The sequence below is a fragment of the Azospirillum sp. VT-I1 genome, from assembly GCF_055698305.1.
Window position 1 is genome coordinate 500,761 of record NZ_CP168802.1, and the last position, 15,997, is coordinate 516,757.

At 70.0% G+C, this 15,997-nt stretch carries 12 protein-coding genes and 1 pseudogene; all 13 read left to right on the forward strand.

The genetic code is table 11. The features are described from left to right. The first annotated feature begins 26 nt into the window (after positions 1-26). The 13 genes and pseudogenes from AB8P05_RS16355 to AB8P05_RS16415 all read left to right on the forward strand — a co-directional run bounded on the left by AB8P05_RS16355 (position 27) and on the right by AB8P05_RS16415 (position 15,971). Positions 27-1,460: a M20 family metallopeptidase gene (locus tag AB8P05_RS16355; protein ID WP_472760097.1), complete on the forward strand. Its 1,434-nt coding sequence runs from the start codon at positions 27-29 to the stop codon at positions 1,458-1,460. Next, positions 1,457-2,608, forward strand: coding sequence for a M20 family metallopeptidase (locus AB8P05_RS16360; RefSeq protein ID WP_472760098.1), 1,152 nt, complete (start codon positions 1,457-1,459; stop codon positions 2,606-2,608). Before AB8P05_RS16355 ends, AB8P05_RS16360 begins: the two co-directional genes overlap by 4 nt. A gap of 281 nt (positions 2,609-2,889) precedes the next feature. Then, the gene (locus AB8P05_RS16365; RefSeq protein WP_472760099.1) at positions 2,890-4,248 is read left to right on the forward strand and encodes a lysine N(6)-hydroxylase/L-ornithine N(5)-oxygenase family protein; all 1,359 of its coding nucleotides are present in this window, start codon (positions 2,890-2,892) and stop codon (positions 4,246-4,248) included. Between the two features lie 32 nt (positions 4,249-4,280). After that, the gene (locus AB8P05_RS16370; RefSeq protein ID WP_472760100.1) at positions 4,281-5,552 is read left to right on the forward strand and encodes a lipase family protein; all 1,272 of its coding nucleotides are present in this window, start codon (positions 4,281-4,283) and stop codon (positions 5,550-5,552) included. Between the two features lie 56 nt (positions 5,553-5,608). Beyond that, positions 5,609-6,621: pseudogene (locus AB8P05_RS16375) on the forward strand (GNAT family N-acetyltransferase). Positions 6,622-6,765: 144 nt separating this feature from the next. Further along, entirely contained in the window at positions 6,766-9,039 is a 2,274-nt protein-coding gene (locus AB8P05_RS16380; RefSeq protein WP_472760101.1) for a TonB-dependent siderophore receptor, read from the forward strand. 19 nt (positions 9,040-9,058) lie between these two features. After that, positions 9,059-9,982 carry an ABC transporter substrate-binding protein gene (locus AB8P05_RS16385; protein WP_472760102.1) on the forward strand — a complete coding sequence of 308 codons (924 nt, stop codon included), beginning with the start codon at positions 9,059-9,061 and terminating at the stop codon, positions 9,980-9,982. Beyond that, positions 9,975-11,969: a Fe(3+)-hydroxamate ABC transporter permease FhuB gene (gene fhuB / locus AB8P05_RS16390; RefSeq protein ID WP_472760103.1), complete on the forward strand. Its 1,995-nt coding sequence runs from the start codon at positions 9,975-9,977 to the stop codon at positions 11,967-11,969. The genes AB8P05_RS16385 and fhuB overlap by 8 nt, the downstream gene beginning before the upstream one ends. Further along, positions 11,969-13,051 (forward strand): SIP domain-containing protein, encoded by a 1,083-nt coding sequence (locus AB8P05_RS16395; RefSeq protein ID WP_472760104.1) that lies wholly within the window; start codon positions 11,969-11,971, stop codon positions 13,049-13,051. The genes fhuB and AB8P05_RS16395 overlap by 1 nt, the downstream gene beginning before the upstream one ends. Further along, the gene (locus AB8P05_RS16400) at positions 13,048-13,836 is read left to right on the forward strand and encodes an ATP-binding cassette domain-containing protein (RefSeq protein ID WP_472760105.1); all 789 of its coding nucleotides are present in this window, start codon (positions 13,048-13,050) and stop codon (positions 13,834-13,836) included. Before AB8P05_RS16395 ends, AB8P05_RS16400 begins: the two co-directional genes overlap by 4 nt. Before the next feature lie 150 nt (positions 13,837-13,986). Continuing rightward, the gene (locus AB8P05_RS16405; protein WP_098735105.1) at positions 13,987-14,202 is read left to right on the forward strand and encodes an MbtH family protein; all 216 of its coding nucleotides are present in this window, start codon (positions 13,987-13,989) and stop codon (positions 14,200-14,202) included. Beyond that, positions 14,199-14,969, forward strand: a complete 771-nt coding sequence (locus AB8P05_RS16410) for a thioesterase II family protein (RefSeq protein ID WP_472760106.1) — start codon at positions 14,199-14,201, stop codon at positions 14,967-14,969. Before AB8P05_RS16405 ends, AB8P05_RS16410 begins: the two co-directional genes overlap by 4 nt. A gap of 15 nt (positions 14,970-14,984) precedes the next feature. After that, on the forward strand, positions 14,985-15,971 hold the full coding sequence (locus tag AB8P05_RS16415) for a TauD/TfdA family dioxygenase (RefSeq protein WP_472760107.1): 987 nt from the start codon (positions 14,985-14,987) through the stop codon (positions 15,969-15,971). Positions 15,972-15,997 lie beyond the last annotated feature (26 nt).

Sequence of the window (15,997 nt, forward strand, 5' to 3'; positions counted from 1 at the left end):
CCCATCCCCCACACCCGAGTTCCGCCATGACCCAACAGCCATCGCGTGACGGCGCCATTGCGCGCGCCGCCCATCATTTCGCGTCCGGCGCCTTCCTGGCCGACCTGACGCGGCGTGTCGCCATCAAGTCGGAAAGCCAGTCGTCCGACCGTGGGGCGGAACTGCATGCCTATCTGGACGGGGAGATGATCCCGTCGCTGGGCAAGCTCGGCTTCACCGGCACCATCGTGGAGAATACGGTCGCCGGGCGCGGGCCGTTCCTGATCGCGAAACGCCACGAGGCCGACCATCTGCCGACCGTGCTGATCTATGGCCATGGCGACGTGGTGCCGGGCCATGAAGGGCGCTGGCGCGACGGCATCGATCCGTGGACGGTGACCGTGAAGGGCGACCGCTGGTATGGCCGCGGCACCGCCGACAACAAGGGACAGCATTCCGTCAACATCGCGGCGCTTGCCCAGGTGATGGCGGAGCGCGGCGGCAGCCTGGGCTTCAACGCCAAGTTCGTGATCGAGATGGGCGAGGAGGCGGGATCGCCCGGCCTGCGCGCCCTGGCCGAGAACCACGGAGAGGCGTTGGCTGCCGACGTGCTGATCGCATCCGACGGGCCGCGGGTGATCGCCGAGCGGCCGACGGTGTTCCTCGGCTCGCGCGGCGCCATCAATTTCGAGTTGACCGTCGATCTGCGCAAGGGTGCCCACCATTCCGGCAATTGGGGCGGGCTGCTCGCCAATCCGGGCACCATCCTCGCCAACGCCATCGCCTCGCTGATCGACGGGCAGGGGCGGATCAGGCTGGATGCGCTGAAGCCGGCCGGCATCCCGCCGGCGGTCAAGGCCGCCATCGCCGACCTGACGGTCGGCGGCGGGCCGAACGATCCGGAGATCGACCGCGAGTGGGGCGAGCCGGGCCTGACGCCGGAGGAACGGGTGTTCGGCTGGAACGCGCTGGAGGTGCTGGCCTTCGAGACCGGCAACCCGCGCGCGCCGGTCAATGCCGTGCCCGGCATCGCCAAGGCGACGCTGCAGCTGCGCTTCGTCGTCGGCACGGATCCGGCGACGGTGATCGACGCCGTGCGCGCCCATCTGGCGGCCAACGGCTTCGACCGGGTGCAGGTGACGCCCAGCCGGATGGAGGCCTTCACCGCCACCCGTCTGGACCCCAACGACCCGTGGGTGGGCTGGGCGCTGGACTCGCTGGCGCGGACCACGGGCAAGAAGCCGGCGCTGCTGCCCAACCTGGGCGGCTCAATCCCCAACGACGTCTTTTCCGAGACTCTGGAGCTGCCGACCATCTGGGTGCCGCATTCCTACCCGGCCTGCTCCCAGCATGCGCCCGACGAGCATCTGCTGGCGCCGGTCGTCGAGGAGGCGCTGCGGGTGATGGCCGGGCTGTTCTGGGACCTGGGCGAGACCGGCCCCGCGATCGCAGACGCCCGCAAGGAGGCCCGCCGCGCATGACCCCGCTCGCCCAACGCGCCAGCGACTGGCTGGCGACCCGCCGCGCGGAGATGGAGGACATGCTCCAGCGCATCGTCGACATCGATTCCGGCAGCCGCGACGGCGCCGGCATCGACGCGGTCGGCGACATCATGGCCGCGATGCTGGAGGCCGACGGCATCGCGGTCACCCGCTTCCCGAACGAGACCTACGGCGCCGTGCTGAAGGCCGACATTCCCGGACATCAGGGTGGGGCGCCGGTGCTGGTGATGGGGCATCGCGACACCGTCTATCCCAAGGGGACGGTGGCGGCCCGGCCCTTCACCCGCGACGGCGACACCGCCCGCGGGCCGGGGGTGGCCGATATGAAGGGCGGGCTGGTCGTCGACGTCTTCGTGCTGCGGGCGCTGAAGGCGGCGGGCGGCACCGGCTTTCCGCTGATCGGCCTGTTCACCGCCGACGAGGAGATCGGCTCACCGTCCGGCCGCCCAATCATCGAGGAGGTCGCGCGGGGGGCTCGCGCTGCCTTCAATGCCGAACCGGGACGGGTTTCGGGCAACGTGGTCACCGCGCGCAAGGGCGGGCTGACGCTGGACATCGCGGTGACCGGGCGGGCTGCCCATTCCGGCGTCAACCATGCCGACGGAGCCAGCGCCATCGGCGCGCTGGCGGCGAAGATCACCGCCCTGCATGCGCTGACCGACTATGACAGCGGCATCACCACCAATGTCGGCGTCATCCGCGGCGGCCGGACCCACAACACCGTCGCCGACCATGCCGAGGCGGCGCTGGACATCCGCTTCCGCTCCGTCGAACAGTTGGACGGCATTCTGGCGCGGGTGGAGGCGATCCTGGCGGCGGAAGACGTACCGGGCACCAGCGCGACCTACCGGCGGGGACACCTGTTCATGCCGCTGGAGGAGCAGCATTCGGCCAATCTGTTCGTCCGCTACAAGGCGGTGGCCGCGGCGGTCGGATTCGAGGTGGATGGAGAGTTCACCGGCGGCTGTGCCGATTCCGGCTTCACCGGGGCGCTGGGCGTTCCGTCGCTGTGCGGGCTGGGACCGGTCGGCGGGGCGGCGCATACGGAGAGGGAATGGTGCCGGCTCGACACTCTGGTGCCGCGCGCCCAAGCTCTGGCGGTCACCATTGCCATGCTGGATGCATAACATGATCTTCGCGACGTTGGGGCGTTGTTGAGAGGTCGTGCCCCTGAGCGTGCTGTAGGAGTTGGGTCGCTCATTCCAACCTAAATTTTCGCGGAGTGCGTTCGTCTTCTTTCAGGAATCCGGCGACGGAGGCGGCGGTCGGCTGATGTCGGTCGGCATCCGGCTGGAAGCCCACCACGCCAACGACCGGCACGACCGGCGCAAGCAGGAGCGGGACCGGCCCATGCGTCCGGCAGCCGTGGCGGCGCATTTGGGATTCTCAAACAGGGGACGACGATTCCATGACTCAGTTCAGCCTCTCCGAAAAGCCCCTGGACCTTGTCGGGATCGGGTTCGGGCCTTCCAACATCGGGCTGGCGATTGCTCTCGAAGAAGAGGCGGAACACTCCGGACGGATGCTGGACACCGCCTATTTCGACCGGCAGGCCTCCTACAGTTGGCATGGCGGCACTCTGGTGCAGCAGAGCGACCTGCAGATCTCCTTCCTCAAGGATCTGGTCACCCTGCGCAACCCGCGGAGCCCCTACAGCTTCGTGAACTATCTGCACCGGAAGGAGCGGCTGATCGACTTCATCAACATCGGCACCTTCTATCCCTGCCGGATGGAGTTCAACGACTATCTCTGCTGGGTGGCGTCCCATTTCGCCGACCTCTGCCGCTACGGCACGGAGGTGCTGCGGGTCGAGCCGGTCGCCGACCGTGCCGGCACGATCGGCATGCTGGATGTGGTGACCCGCGGCCCCGACGGGATCGAACGGGTGCGCCGGACCCGCTCGCTGGTGGTTGGCACCGGTGGGACGCCGCGCATCCCGACCCTGTTCGCCGGGTTGAAGGACGATCCCCGCGTCTTCCATCATGCCGAATATGTGCAGCGGATCGCCACCCAGCCCTGCGCCGCCGGCACGCCGATGCGCATCGCCCTGGTCGGCGGCGGGCAGAGCGCTGCCGAAGCCTTCATCGATCTCAACGACAGCTTCCCGTCGGTGCGGGCCGACATGATCCTGCGGTCGGCAGTGCTGCGTCCGGCCGACGATACGCCCTTCGTCAACGAGATCTTCGCGCCGGTCTACACCGACGTGATGTTCAACCTGCCGGAGGACGAGCGGGCGCAACTGATCCGCGACTACCACAACACCAACTATTCTGTGGTCGATGCCGAGTTGATCGACCGCATCTACGGCATCCTCTACCGCCAGAAGGTGTCCGGCGTGCAGCGCCATGGCTTCCTGTGCCGGCGTCAGATCGAGGCGGCCGCGTCCGACGGGGACGGCATCACTCTGGCCCTGCGCGACCTGTCCAACGGTGCCCTGGAGGAAATCCGCTATGACGCGGTGGTGTTGGCGACCGGCTATGAGCGCAACTCCCATCGCCGGCTGCTGGAGCCGCTCGGCGACTTGATGGGCGACCTGCGGGTCGACCGCGACTATCGCGTCCGCACCGATCCGAAGCTGACGGCGCCGGTCTTCATCCAGGGTTTCTGCGAGGAGACCCATGGGCTGAGCGACACGCTGCTGTCGGTCCTGCCGGCCCGCGCGGCGGAGATCGCGGCAGCCCTCTACCGCGATCTGGCGCCTGCCGATGGCCGGACCCGGCGTCAGTCCGGCCCGACCGGGCTGGTCGCCGGCGCGTTGAACCGCTGATGGCCGCGACGATGCGGCACGGACATGCCTGGATGTGGCTGCTGTGTCTTCTGTCCGCCGTCTGCGCAGCCGCCGGGACCGCAGCCGGGACCGCAGCCGCGACCGAGGCCGTCCATCGGGCGGCCGACACCCCCGCGCGGGGTTCGGTGATCGAGGTGGCGACGCTGGCGACCTACCGGCGGGACGCGATCGAGGCGGGGCTTGGACCGCGTGCCGGCCATATCGGCCGCCCGCGGTGCGACGTCACGCTGTCGCGGGTGACTTACGCCACCATCGGCGTGCACGGTGAACCGGCGACCGCTTCGGCCATGCTGCTGTTGCCCGGCGGCCCGGATTGCGGGGAACCGCATGAACTGCTGGGCTGGGCGCAGGGCACCCAGACGCGGCGGGATGCAAGTCAGGCCGACGATCTGCTGGCCGCGGGTGACAGCCCGCTGCTGACCTTCTACGCAGCCCGCGGGGTTGCGGTCGCCGCCACCGATTACCTCGGGCTCGGCCGGTCGGACTACCCGTTCCATCCCTACCTGCATGCCGAGAGCGAGGCGTCCGCCATCGTCGATGCGCTCCGCGCCGCGCGCAGCGTGGCGGCGGAGGCGCGGGTTCCGCTGTCGGGGAAGGTGCTGCTGGCCGGCTACTCCCAGGGCGGCCACGCCTCCATGGCCGCACAGCGCACCATCGAACGTGACCACGCCGACGAGTTCCACCTTGCCGGGACGGCGCCGATGTCCGGCCCCTATGCGCTGGAACGGACCTTCGTCGACGGCTGGTCGGCGACCGGGCCGGCGGGGCCGAACGGTCTGGCGACGGCGCTGTTCGCCTATGCCGTGGTGGCGATGCAGCGCGTCTACGGCGACATCTACGCCGCGCCTGCCGAGGTGTTCCGGCCGCCGTTCGACGCCACGGTCGAGGGGGTCACGCCCGGCCGCTTCGACATCTTCGATATGCTCCGGCAGGGGGTGCTGCCGCCGGGGCAGGAGATGGCGCGGCTTCGTCAGGACGGCTTCACCCGGGCCTTCGACGATCCGCGGAGCCCGTTCCGCCGCGCTCTCGCCCGCAACGACCTGCTCGACTGGACGCCGCGCGCACCGATGGTCCTGTGCGGAGCCGGCCGGGATGCCGTGGTGCCCTTCGCCAACGCCCTCACCGCCCGGCAGCTCTTCACCGGCCGCGGGGCGGCGGTGGAGGTGCTGGACATGGACGGGCGCATCCCGGCCGAGGTGGACGGGGTGTCGGTCCACACCAGCGCCGCCGTCTATCTGTGCTTCGGGGCGACCCGCGACCGGCTGCTCGACCTCGCCCGATGACGGGACGGCGGCGGCGGGCGTCCTGAACTGGAAATCCGAAACTGAAGACCGCGACCATGACATCATCCCACACCCTGCCTCTGCCCGATGGCCGCCGCCTGACCGCCGAGGCCGAGCCCGGCCGCCTGCGGCTCTCCATCGACGGCCATCCGCTGCTGTCGGCCGCCCTGGAACCGGCGGATAACGGCGTCACCCTTGTTCCCGACCGCTCATCGGGCCGGCACGAACCGCTTTCGGCCGATGCGGTCTGGGCGGCGGCCTGCTGGCTGTTCAGCTGCGATCCGGCCTGCCGGCTTCTTGTCTGGCGCGGCATGGAGCCCGACCCGGATTCCCTGCGATCCGGCCTGCTGCTCGCCGATGGCGAAGGCGGAGCCATCTGCCGCCGCGACGCCTTCTGGCAACTGCCCGGCCCCTGGCTGCGCGGTCCGGACACCACCGGCTATCCGGTCATGGCGCGCGGGGAGGGCGCGCATCTTCACAGGCCGCCCAAGCCGGCGGGGAGCTTTACCGCCGCTTCGATCCGGCGCTCGGCCTCTGGGTTTCGCTGCGCAGCCTCGACATCGATGCCGATCTGGAGCGCTTCAACCGCTGGCAGAACACCCCGCGGGTCCTGGCCTTCTGGCAGGAGGGCGGCGACTTCCTGAGACACCGCGCCTATCTGGAAGGGCTGGCCGAGGATCCGCATGTCCAGACGCTGATCGGCTGCTTCGACGACGAACCCTTCGCCTATTTCGAGGCCTATTGGGCGAAGGAGGACCGCATCGCGCCTTTCTGCGCGCCGGGCGATCATGACCGCGGTATCCACATGCTGGTGGGGGAGGAGCATCATCGTGGACCGCACAAGGTCCGTAGCTGGCTGTCGGCGCTGGTGCATTGGCTGTTCCTCAGCGATGCCCGCACCGGCCGCGTGGTGTCGGAGCCGCGGGCCGACAATGCCCGCATGATCGGGCATATGCAGTCGCTGGGATTCCTGCGTGAACGGGAATTCGATTTCCCGCACAAGCGCGCAGCGCTGATGGTGCTCGACCGCCGGGACTTTTTCGATCGCTGCCCCGGCTTGTCGGCATAGTCATCGCTGAAATTTGCGCACGAATAATTCCTACATATGAAAGATTCTCCTTAATTTTCGCCTACCCCCTTCGTCTTAGAGCCGGGAGACGGGTTTCGCGGGGAGCGGAGCCCGCCTGATTGAGCTTCAGCTGGGGGAATGGAGATGGAGATTGAGGTTGGGGCGACCGCACCGGCCGGCCGTCTGGCGACGGGCAAGCGCGGGCGTTTGAAGGCTTTCCTGCTGGCGACGACGATGGCTGGTCTGGCGCTGCTGGCGAACCAGCCCGCCGGTATGGCGCAGCAGGCGACGGACGGCGGCAAGGCCGATCAGACCGGGCAGGCCGCCAATGGTCAGGCCGGCAGCGGCGACAGCATGGTGCTCGGCCCGATTTCCGTTCAGGGCGTCGTCGGCGGCACCGAGGGGTATGTCGCGACGCGCAGCGCCGTCGGTACCAAGGTCGAGACACCGCTCGTCGAGATCCCGCAGACGATCTCCGTCGTGACCCGCAAGGAACTGGACCAGCGCGCCGTGCAGGATTTCGCCGGTGCGGTCGCCTATTCGCCCGGCATCGCGGTGGTCGATTACCCCGGCGGTCCGGGCGCCCCGGACTTCTCTATGCGCGGCTTCCGCGACTTCAACCTGTTCGGCATCTACCGTGACGGCCTGCGTGCCGGCTTCAACAACTACGACACCAATTTCGAGCCCTATGGCCTGGAGCGCGTGGACGTGGTGAAGGGGCCGTCGTCGGTCCTGTTCGGCCAGACCTCGCCGGGCGGCGTGGTGAACCTGACCACCAAGCGGCCGACCGACAAGCCGCTGCACGAGATCCAGCTGCAGACCGGCAGCTTCGACCGCCGTCAGGCCGCCTTCGATTTCGGCGGGCCGGTGGACGGCGACGGCAAGGTTCTGTACCGCCTGACCGGCCTCGGCCGCATGTCCGACACCCAGGTCGACCATGCGCCGGACGACCGCTTCTACATCGCGCCGGCCATCACCTTCAAGCCGACCGACAAGACCAAGATGACCCTGCTCGCCAGCTATCAGAAGCTGAAGATGAGCGGTTCGGAGCAGAGCATTCCGCGCAGCTCGATGGATCTGATCGGCACCGATCTCTATTTCGGCGTTCCCGGCTATTCCGACTGGAAGGTGCAGAACACCACCATCGGTTACGAGCTGGAGCATGAGATCACTCCGGACTGGAGCATCCACCAGAACGCCCGCTACATGCATTCGCGGGTCAACTTCGTCAGCGCCTTCAGCACCGCATGGCCGGTGGAACTGGTGGGCGGACGCTTCTATCCGGTCGGTGTGCAGGACCGTCCGAAGACCACCGAGACCTATCTGCTCGACACCAACGTCCAGGGCAAGGTCACGACCGGCCCGGTGTCGCACACCATCCTGGCCGGCGTCGACTACGGCTATTACATCGGGCGGGAAACGCGGCGCAATTCGCTGAACGCGCTGGTGATCGACGTCCTCAACCCGACCTATCCGGGGACCGATTTCCTCTATGGAAACCCCTGGGTGGACGGCAAGAGCAACCTGACCCAGATCGGTGCCTACCTGCAGGACCAGCTGCGCTACGAGAACTGGATCCTGACGCTCAGCGGCCGTCAGGACTGGGTGGTGGGCAAGGAGACGGACAACCTGTCCAAGAGCTTCCAGACCGCGCGCGACAAGCATTTCACCGGACGCGTCGGCCTGGGCTATGTCTTCGACAACGGCATCGCGCCCTATGCCAGCTACGCGACCTCGTTCCAGCCGACCACCGGCACCTACGCGCCGCAGCGTGGCGGCGGCACCTTCAAGCCGACGACAGGCACCCAGTACGAGGTGGGCGTGAAGTACCAGCCGAACGGCTGGAACAGCTTCATCTCCGCGTCGCTCTACCACATCGCCCAGCAGAACGTGGTGACCAACGACCCGGTCTACAGCGGCTTTGCCGTGCAGGACGGCGAGATCCGCAGCCGCGGCATCGAGCTTGAGGGCAAGATGGAGCTGACGGAGGAGTTCAGCCTGATCGCCTCCTACGCCTTCGTCGATGCGGAGATCACCAAGGACAACCCCGCCGTCGGTTCCTCCACCAGCTCGGTCGGTCTGCGTCCGAAGGGGATTCCGCGCCACATGGCCTCGGCCTGGGGCGACTATACCTTCAAGTCGGGTCCGCTGACCGGCCTCGGCGTCGGCGTCGGCGCGCGCTATGTCGGTTCGTCCAAGAACGCCGGCAACACCGAGACCAATCCCGACTACACGCTAGTCGATGCCGCGGTCCGCTACGACCTGGGCGCCCTCCGGTCCGAGCTGGAAGGGGCCAGCGTGGCGCTCAACGTCAGCAACCTGACCGACAAGAAGTACTATTCGGCGGGCTTCTACGACAACACCGTGCTGTATGGCAACCGCCGCCAGATCCTGGCGACGCTGAAGTACAGCTGGTAAGGCACGACCGTTGCGGCCGATGCCCGACATGGCCGGCGCCTTCCACCGGCGCCGGTTCCTCCGCATGGCCTCTGCGCTGCCGCTCGGTCTCCTGGCCGGCGGCACGCAGCCTGTGCGGGCCAAGGACGCAGGCGGGGTCTGTGCGCTCGACTGGACGAGCGCGCAGGCCCTGCTGTCGTTGGGCATCGCGCCGCGCGGCCTGCCCGAGATCGACCGCTACCGCCGTTCGGTGATCGAGCCGGCGGTGCCGGACGGCGTTCCGGATATCGGCGCCCGGGCGGAGCCGAACCTGGAACTGCTCGACCGGCTGGCCCCGGCGCGCTTCGTCACCGACGGCATGCTGTCGGCCGTGCGCGGCCGGCTGGAGCGGATCGCCCCGCTGACCCTCTACCAGTCCTTCGACACCCGGTCTGCGGAGGAAGAGAGGCGAAGCGGCCAACTCGCCTTCGCCATTGCCTCCTTGCGCGGACTTGCGGGTGTTCTGGGCGTGCCGGAGGCGGCCGACCGCGCGGTCGCGCGGCTCGACGAGACGCTGGAGGAGGCGCGCGCACGCCTGTCCGGCAGGGAGCAGCGCCCGCTCTATGTTCTCAGCGTCCTCGATGGGCGCCGCGTCCTCATCCATGGACGCAACAGCCTCTATCAGGATCTCCTCGACCGGCTGGGGATCGAGAATGCCTGGACCGGCCCCAGCGGCCCCTATGGCCATGCCACGGTGACCATGGACCGGCTGACCGCCCGCCCCGATGCCGGGCTGGTCAACATCGGCAGCGAGGGCAAGCGGGCGCTGGAGGCCTTGGCCGGCCTGCCGCTGTTCGCCGGGCTGCCCTTCCTGCGGGAAGGCCGCGTCACCATCCTGCCGCCCATCCTGTTCTATGGCGGCGTCCCGACGGCGGAGCGTTTCGTCCGCCTGCTCGGCGAAAGGCTTCCGCAGCGCCATGGCTGACACCGCGATCCCGACCCCGTCCCGCCGGTTCGGCCCCGCATGGCCGGTGATCGGCCTGTTCCTGCTGGCCGGGCTGGCCTCCCTCCTCGTGCTCGACCGCCAGTTGCCGCCGGAGCTGTGGTGGCGGGCGCTGGTCGATCCCGATCCGGCGCGGCTCGACCAGCTTGCCGCCCATTACGTCCTGTTCCCGCGCTTCGCGGTCGCCCTGCTGGTGGGGGCGGCGCTGGGGCTTGCCGGCACCATCCTGCAGCAGGTCCTGCGCAACCCGCTGGCCGAGCCCGCCACACTCGGCATTTCCGCCGGCGCGCACCTGTCGCTCGCGGTCGCCACCCTGTGGGTTCCCGACGCGCTGGCGCTGGGGCGTGAATGGGTGGCGCTGGCCGGCGCCGGGCTGTCGGCGGCGGCGCTGCTGGCGCTGTCCTGGCGCAAGGGTCTGTCGCCGGTCACCGTCGTGCTGGCCGGCCTTGTCCTCAGCCTTTATGCCGGGTCGGTCAGCGGCGTGATGGTGCTGTTCAACCACGATCTGCTGATCGGCCTGTTCCTGTGGGGCGCCGGCTTCCTCGACCAGCAGGATTGGGGCATGGCCGCCTTCCTGGCGCCGCGACTGGCGGTGCTGACAGTCGCCGCCGTGCTGGTGCTGCGCCCGCTGGTCCTGCTCGGCCTGGGGGAGGGCGGGGCGCGCAGCCTGGGCCTGTCGGTGGTGGGCGCCCGGCTGGCCGGTCTGCTGATCGCGGTGATGCTGGCCGCCCTGACCGTCGCCGCCGTCGGCGTGGTCAGCTTCGTCGGGCTGGCCGCCCCGACCATCGTCGGCATGGCCGGCGCCCGGCGGCTGGGGCAGCGGATGCTGTGGGCGCCCCTGTGCGGCGCCGCCCTGCTGTGGGCGACCGACGCCCTGGTGCTGATGGCGCCGATCACATACCGCGAACTGCCGACCGGTGCCGTCACCGCGGTCCTGGGCGTGCCGATGCTGTTGTGGCTGCTCCCGCGGCTGCGCACCTCCGCGCCGCCGGTCATGGCCTCTGCTCCCGAGCCGCCACGGGCATCCCGGCCCGTCCTGGTGCTCGCCGGCACCGCCCTGCTGCTGCCGCTGGCCGTGTGGATGGCTGTCGCCCTCGGTCCCGGTCCGGACGGCTGGGACTGGAGCGTCGGCGGCGATCTTGCCGCGCTGGAGCCCTGGCGCCTGCCGCGGGCGCTGGCGGCGCTGTCGGGCGGGGCCATGCTGGCGGTCGCGGGTGCGATGCTGCAGCGGATGACCGGCAACCCGCTGGCGGCGCCGGAGATCCTCGGCGTCTCGTCCGGCGCGATCCTCGGGGTGATCGTGCTGATGTTCTCGGCCGACGCGCCGGAGCGCGGTGCGCAGATCGCGGCGGGCGGAGCGGGTGCGGTCGCCATGCTGGCGGCGATGCTGGCGCTCGGCCGCAAGGACGGCTTCTCTCCGGACCGGCTGCTGCTCGCCGGCATCGCCACCAGCTCCATATCCGGCGTGGTCGTCGCCGTGTTGATGGCCGGACAGGACCCGCGGCTGCAGACGCTCGTCACCTGGCTGTCGGGGTCGACCTACATGGTGGGGTGGACCGACGGGCTGGCGGCGCTGTCGCTGGCCCTGCTCGCCGTCGCCGCCATCCCGTTCGTCGCCCGTTGGCTCGACCTGCTGCCTCTCGGCGGCGGGGTGGCGGCGGCGCTGGGAGTCAGCCCGTCGCTGAGCCGCATCGCGCTGTTCAGCCTGTCAGCCCTGCTGACCGCGGCGGCGACGCTGATCGTCGGGCCGCTGAGCTTCGTCGGGCTGATGGGGCCGCATCTGGCCCGCATGTTCGGCCTGCAGCGGGCGGCGGGCCATCTCGCCGGCTCCGCCATGATCGGCGGTCTGGTCATGCTGCTGGCCGACTGGATCGGGCGCAGCGTGATCTTCCCCTATCAGGTGCCGGCCGGGCTGCTCGCCTCGGTGATCGGCGGACCCTTCCTTCTCTGGCTGCTGGGACGGCGCTGATGCCCCGCTTCTCCTGCGATATTGCAATCCCCCACGACCATCCCGCTGCCGCCGCCGACCGGCTGGTCGCCGCCGCGGAGCCCTACGGCCTCTCCTTCATCCGCGACGGCAACGCGCTGGCGGCGAGCGGCGAGTTCGGTCGGCTTGCGCTGAGCGTCGGCACCGATGCCCTGCATCTGCGGGCGGAGGCGGACGACCGGGGGCTGCTGGAACGGCTGCGCGCCTCGGTCAGCGAACAGCTGGTCGGCCTGCTGGGGGAGGGGGTCGCCATCGTCTGGACCGGCGATGTGGAGACCGGAGCGCTGTTCGCCGATTTCCGCGAGATCCGTGTCGTTGCCGTCCGGGACCTGACGCCGCGCCTGCGCCGCGTCACGTTCCGCGGCAGCGATCTCGGCCGCTTCGCCACGCCGGACAACCTGCATGTCCGCCTCTACCTGCCGCCGCCGGGCTTGCAAGCGCCGTCCTGGCCGCGCCCCGGTCCCGACGGGCGGCCGCTGTGGCCGGAGCCGGACCGGCGTCCGGCGGTCCGCTACTACACCTTGCGGCGCATCGACGCCGAGGCGGGCGAACTCGACATCGACTTCGTTCTCCATGCGGACGGGGGACCCGGCACCTCCTTCGCCATGGAGGCACGGCCCGGCGATCTCTGCGGCATGTCCGGTCCCTGCGGGCTTGGCATCCGTCCGGCCTCCTGGCATCTGCTGGCCGGCGACGAGACGGCGCTTCCCGCCATCGCCCGCATCCTGGAGGAGCTGCCCGCGGACGCCCGCGGCACCGCCCTCATCGAGGTGGAGGACGCGGCGGACGAACTGCCGCTCCAGGCCCCCGCCGGGTTCGCCGTCCGCTGGCTGCACCGCCGTGGCGCCGGATCGGCGGGGCCGCTGGTGGAGGCGGTGCGCGCCCTGACGCTGCCGTCCGACCCGGCCGACCTGTTCGCCTGGGTCGCCTGCGAGTTCGAGGAACTCGCCCGTCTGCGCGACCATCTGCGCGGACGCGGGATCGACCGTGACCGCCTGCTGACCGTCGCCTACTGGCGGCGCATGCCTCCGGACGCTTCATCAGACCGCAGGACTTCCGCATGACCTCGTTGGATACGCCGATGTTCAGGCTCGAAGGGGTGAGCTTCGCCCTGCCGGGGCGCCTCCTGCTCGACCTGCCATCCTGCGACCTGTTCCCGCGCCGGGTGACCGCGCTGATCGGCCACAACGGCTCCGGCAAATCCACCCTGCTGAAGATCCTCGCCCGCCAGCAGCATCCCAGCGGCGGGCGCGTGCTGTTCGACGGCCAGCCGCTGGAGCGCTGGAAACAGCGAGCGCTCGCTCGCCGGATCGGTTACCTCCCGCAGCACATGCCGCCGGCCTCCGGTTTGCTGGTGCGCGAACTGGTGGCGCTCGGCCGCTATCCCTGGCACGGCGCGCTCGGCGCCTTCCGGGCGGAGGACGCCCGCAAGGTGGAGGAGGCGCTGGCCCTGACCGACACCGCGCGCTTCGCCGACCGTCTGGTGGACAGCCTGTCGGGCGGCGAGCGGCAGCGGGTGTGGCTGGCCATGCTGATCGCGCAGGATGCCGGCTGTCTTCTTCTGGACGAGCCGATCTCGGCGCTCGACGTCGCCCATCAGGTGGAGGTGCTGGCCCTGGTCCGCCGCCTGTCGCGGGAGCGCGGCATCGGGGTGATCGCGGTGCTGCACGACGTGAACATGGCCGCCCGCTTCTGCGACGACATCGTCGCCCTGCATGGCGGGCGGCTGATCGACCGCGGCACGCCGGACGAGATCATGACCTCGGCCCGGCTGGGCGCGATCTACGGGCTGCCGATGACGGTGATCCCGCATCCGGATTCCGGGAAGCCGGTCGGGCTGGTGCGCTGACCGTCCTGCCGGGTTGTTGCGAAGGAATCGCAAAATCCTCCTAACGATTCGCCGCGCTGCTTCGTCCATTAGGGCAGGGCGGTGCCGGGCACAGACCGCGCGAGCGGCCGGGCCCGGCACCGCCACTCCCGACAGACGACGAGGACAGCGATGGCGTTCGACCGCGAGGACATCACCTTCAAGGTGCTGGTCAACCACGAGGAACAATACTCCATCTGGCCGGACTACAAGGCGGTCCCGGCCGGCTGGCGCGAGGCCGGCAAGAGCGGTCCCAAAGCCGATTGCCTCGCCTATGTCGAGCAGGTGTGGACCGACATGCGGCCGCTGAGCCTGCGCCGCCAGATGGACGAAGCCGCCGCGCGATGACCGTCGCGACCCCGCCCTCTCCCGGCCGTTTGGTAACCACGGCGATGCGGCTGTTCTGCCTGCCCTATTCCGGCGCCAGCGCGATGATCTACGCGCGCTGGAGGCGCCTCGTCCCGTCCTGGCTGGAGGTGGTGCCGGTGGAGCTGCCGGGCCGCGGCCGTCGGATGGACGAGCCGCCCCGGACCGACCTGACGGCGCTGGCCGCGGAGCTGGCGGACGAACTGGCGCCGCAAGCGCATGGACCCTTCGCCCTGTTCGGGCACAGCCTGGGCGGCCTCCTCGCCTTCGAGCTGGCCCATGCGCTGCGCGGGCGTGGTCTGGGCGAGCCGCGGGTTCTCTTCGCGTCGGCCGCCGCCGCTCCCAGCCGGCGCGAGGACGGGCGCTGGGCCGAACCGCTGGACGACGACGGTCTGATCGCCGAGATGCGCCGCCTCAGCGGCACGGCGGAAGAGGTGTTCGGCAACCGCGACCTGCTGGAGATGGCCCTGCCGATCCTGCGCGCCGACTTCCTGCTGTGCGGCAGATACGCCTACCGCCCCCGTCCGCCGCTGGACTGCCCGATCCGGGTGTTCGGCGGCACGCGCGACGACATCGCCGCCGACCGGCTGCGGGCGTGGTCGGTGGAGACGCGGGGGGACTTCACCCTGGAGATGTTCGACGGCGACCATTTCTTCCTGCGCGCCCACGAGCGGCCGCTTCTCGACCGGCTGGCGGGATGCCTCGGCCGGGCGGCGAACGGCCTGGGCGGCATCGCCGCGACCGCCTGAATTCACGAGGGTTCCATGGCCGAGCGTAGTTTCACGATCGAAGACTTTCCCCATGCGCGCGGCGGCCTGCCGCTGCTGGTGCGGGCGCGCGATCCGCAGGTGGACCTGCTCGACGCCTTTGCCGCCGTGGAGCCGCTGGTGCGCGATTGGCTGCCGCGCTGCGCCGGCATCCTCTTCCGCGGCTTCGCGCTGGGTCCGGCAGCCGAGTCCGTGGAGCGGTTCCGTGCCTTCGCCGCCGCCTTCGGCCATCCGCTGCTGAGCTACGAGTTCGGCTCCACCCCGCGGACCAACGTGACGTCGGGGGTCTACACCTCCACCGAATATCCGGCCGACCAGCACATCCCGCTGCACAACGAGCAGGCCTATACCCGCGACTGGCCCATGCGCATCTGGTTCTATTGCGTCCAGGCCGCTCCGGTCGGCGGCGAGACGCCGATCGCCGACAGCCGGGCGATCTACCGCCGGATTCCCGCCGACATCCGCGAGCGGTTCGAACGGCGCGGCCTGATGTATGTCCGCAACTACGGCAACGGGCTGGACGTGCCGTGGCAGAAGGTCTTCAACACCGATGACCGGGCGGCGGTGGAGGCCTATTGCCGCGACCACCGCATCCTCTGCGACTGGAAGGAGGACGGCGAGTTGCGCACCCGTCAGATCTGCCAGGCGACCGCCCGCCATCCGGTGACCGGCGAGGCGGTGTGGTTCAACCAGGCCCATCTCTTCCACGTCTCCAACCTGCCGGAGGAGACCAGGGCGGCGCTGCTCGACATCCTCGACGAGGAGGATCTGCCGCGCAACGTCTACCATGCCGACGGCGGCCCCCTCGACCCGGCCGACCTCGCCGCCATCCGCGCGGTCCTGGCCGAAGAGACCGTCCTGTTCCCGTGGGAGAGCGGGGACGTGATGATGCTCGACAACATGCTGGCCGCCCATGCCCGGACGCCTTTCAGCGGGCCGCGCAAGGTGGTGGTCGCCATGGCCGAACCCCATTCCGCCGACTGACGGTGCCGCGGCCGGCCCCTTCGCCG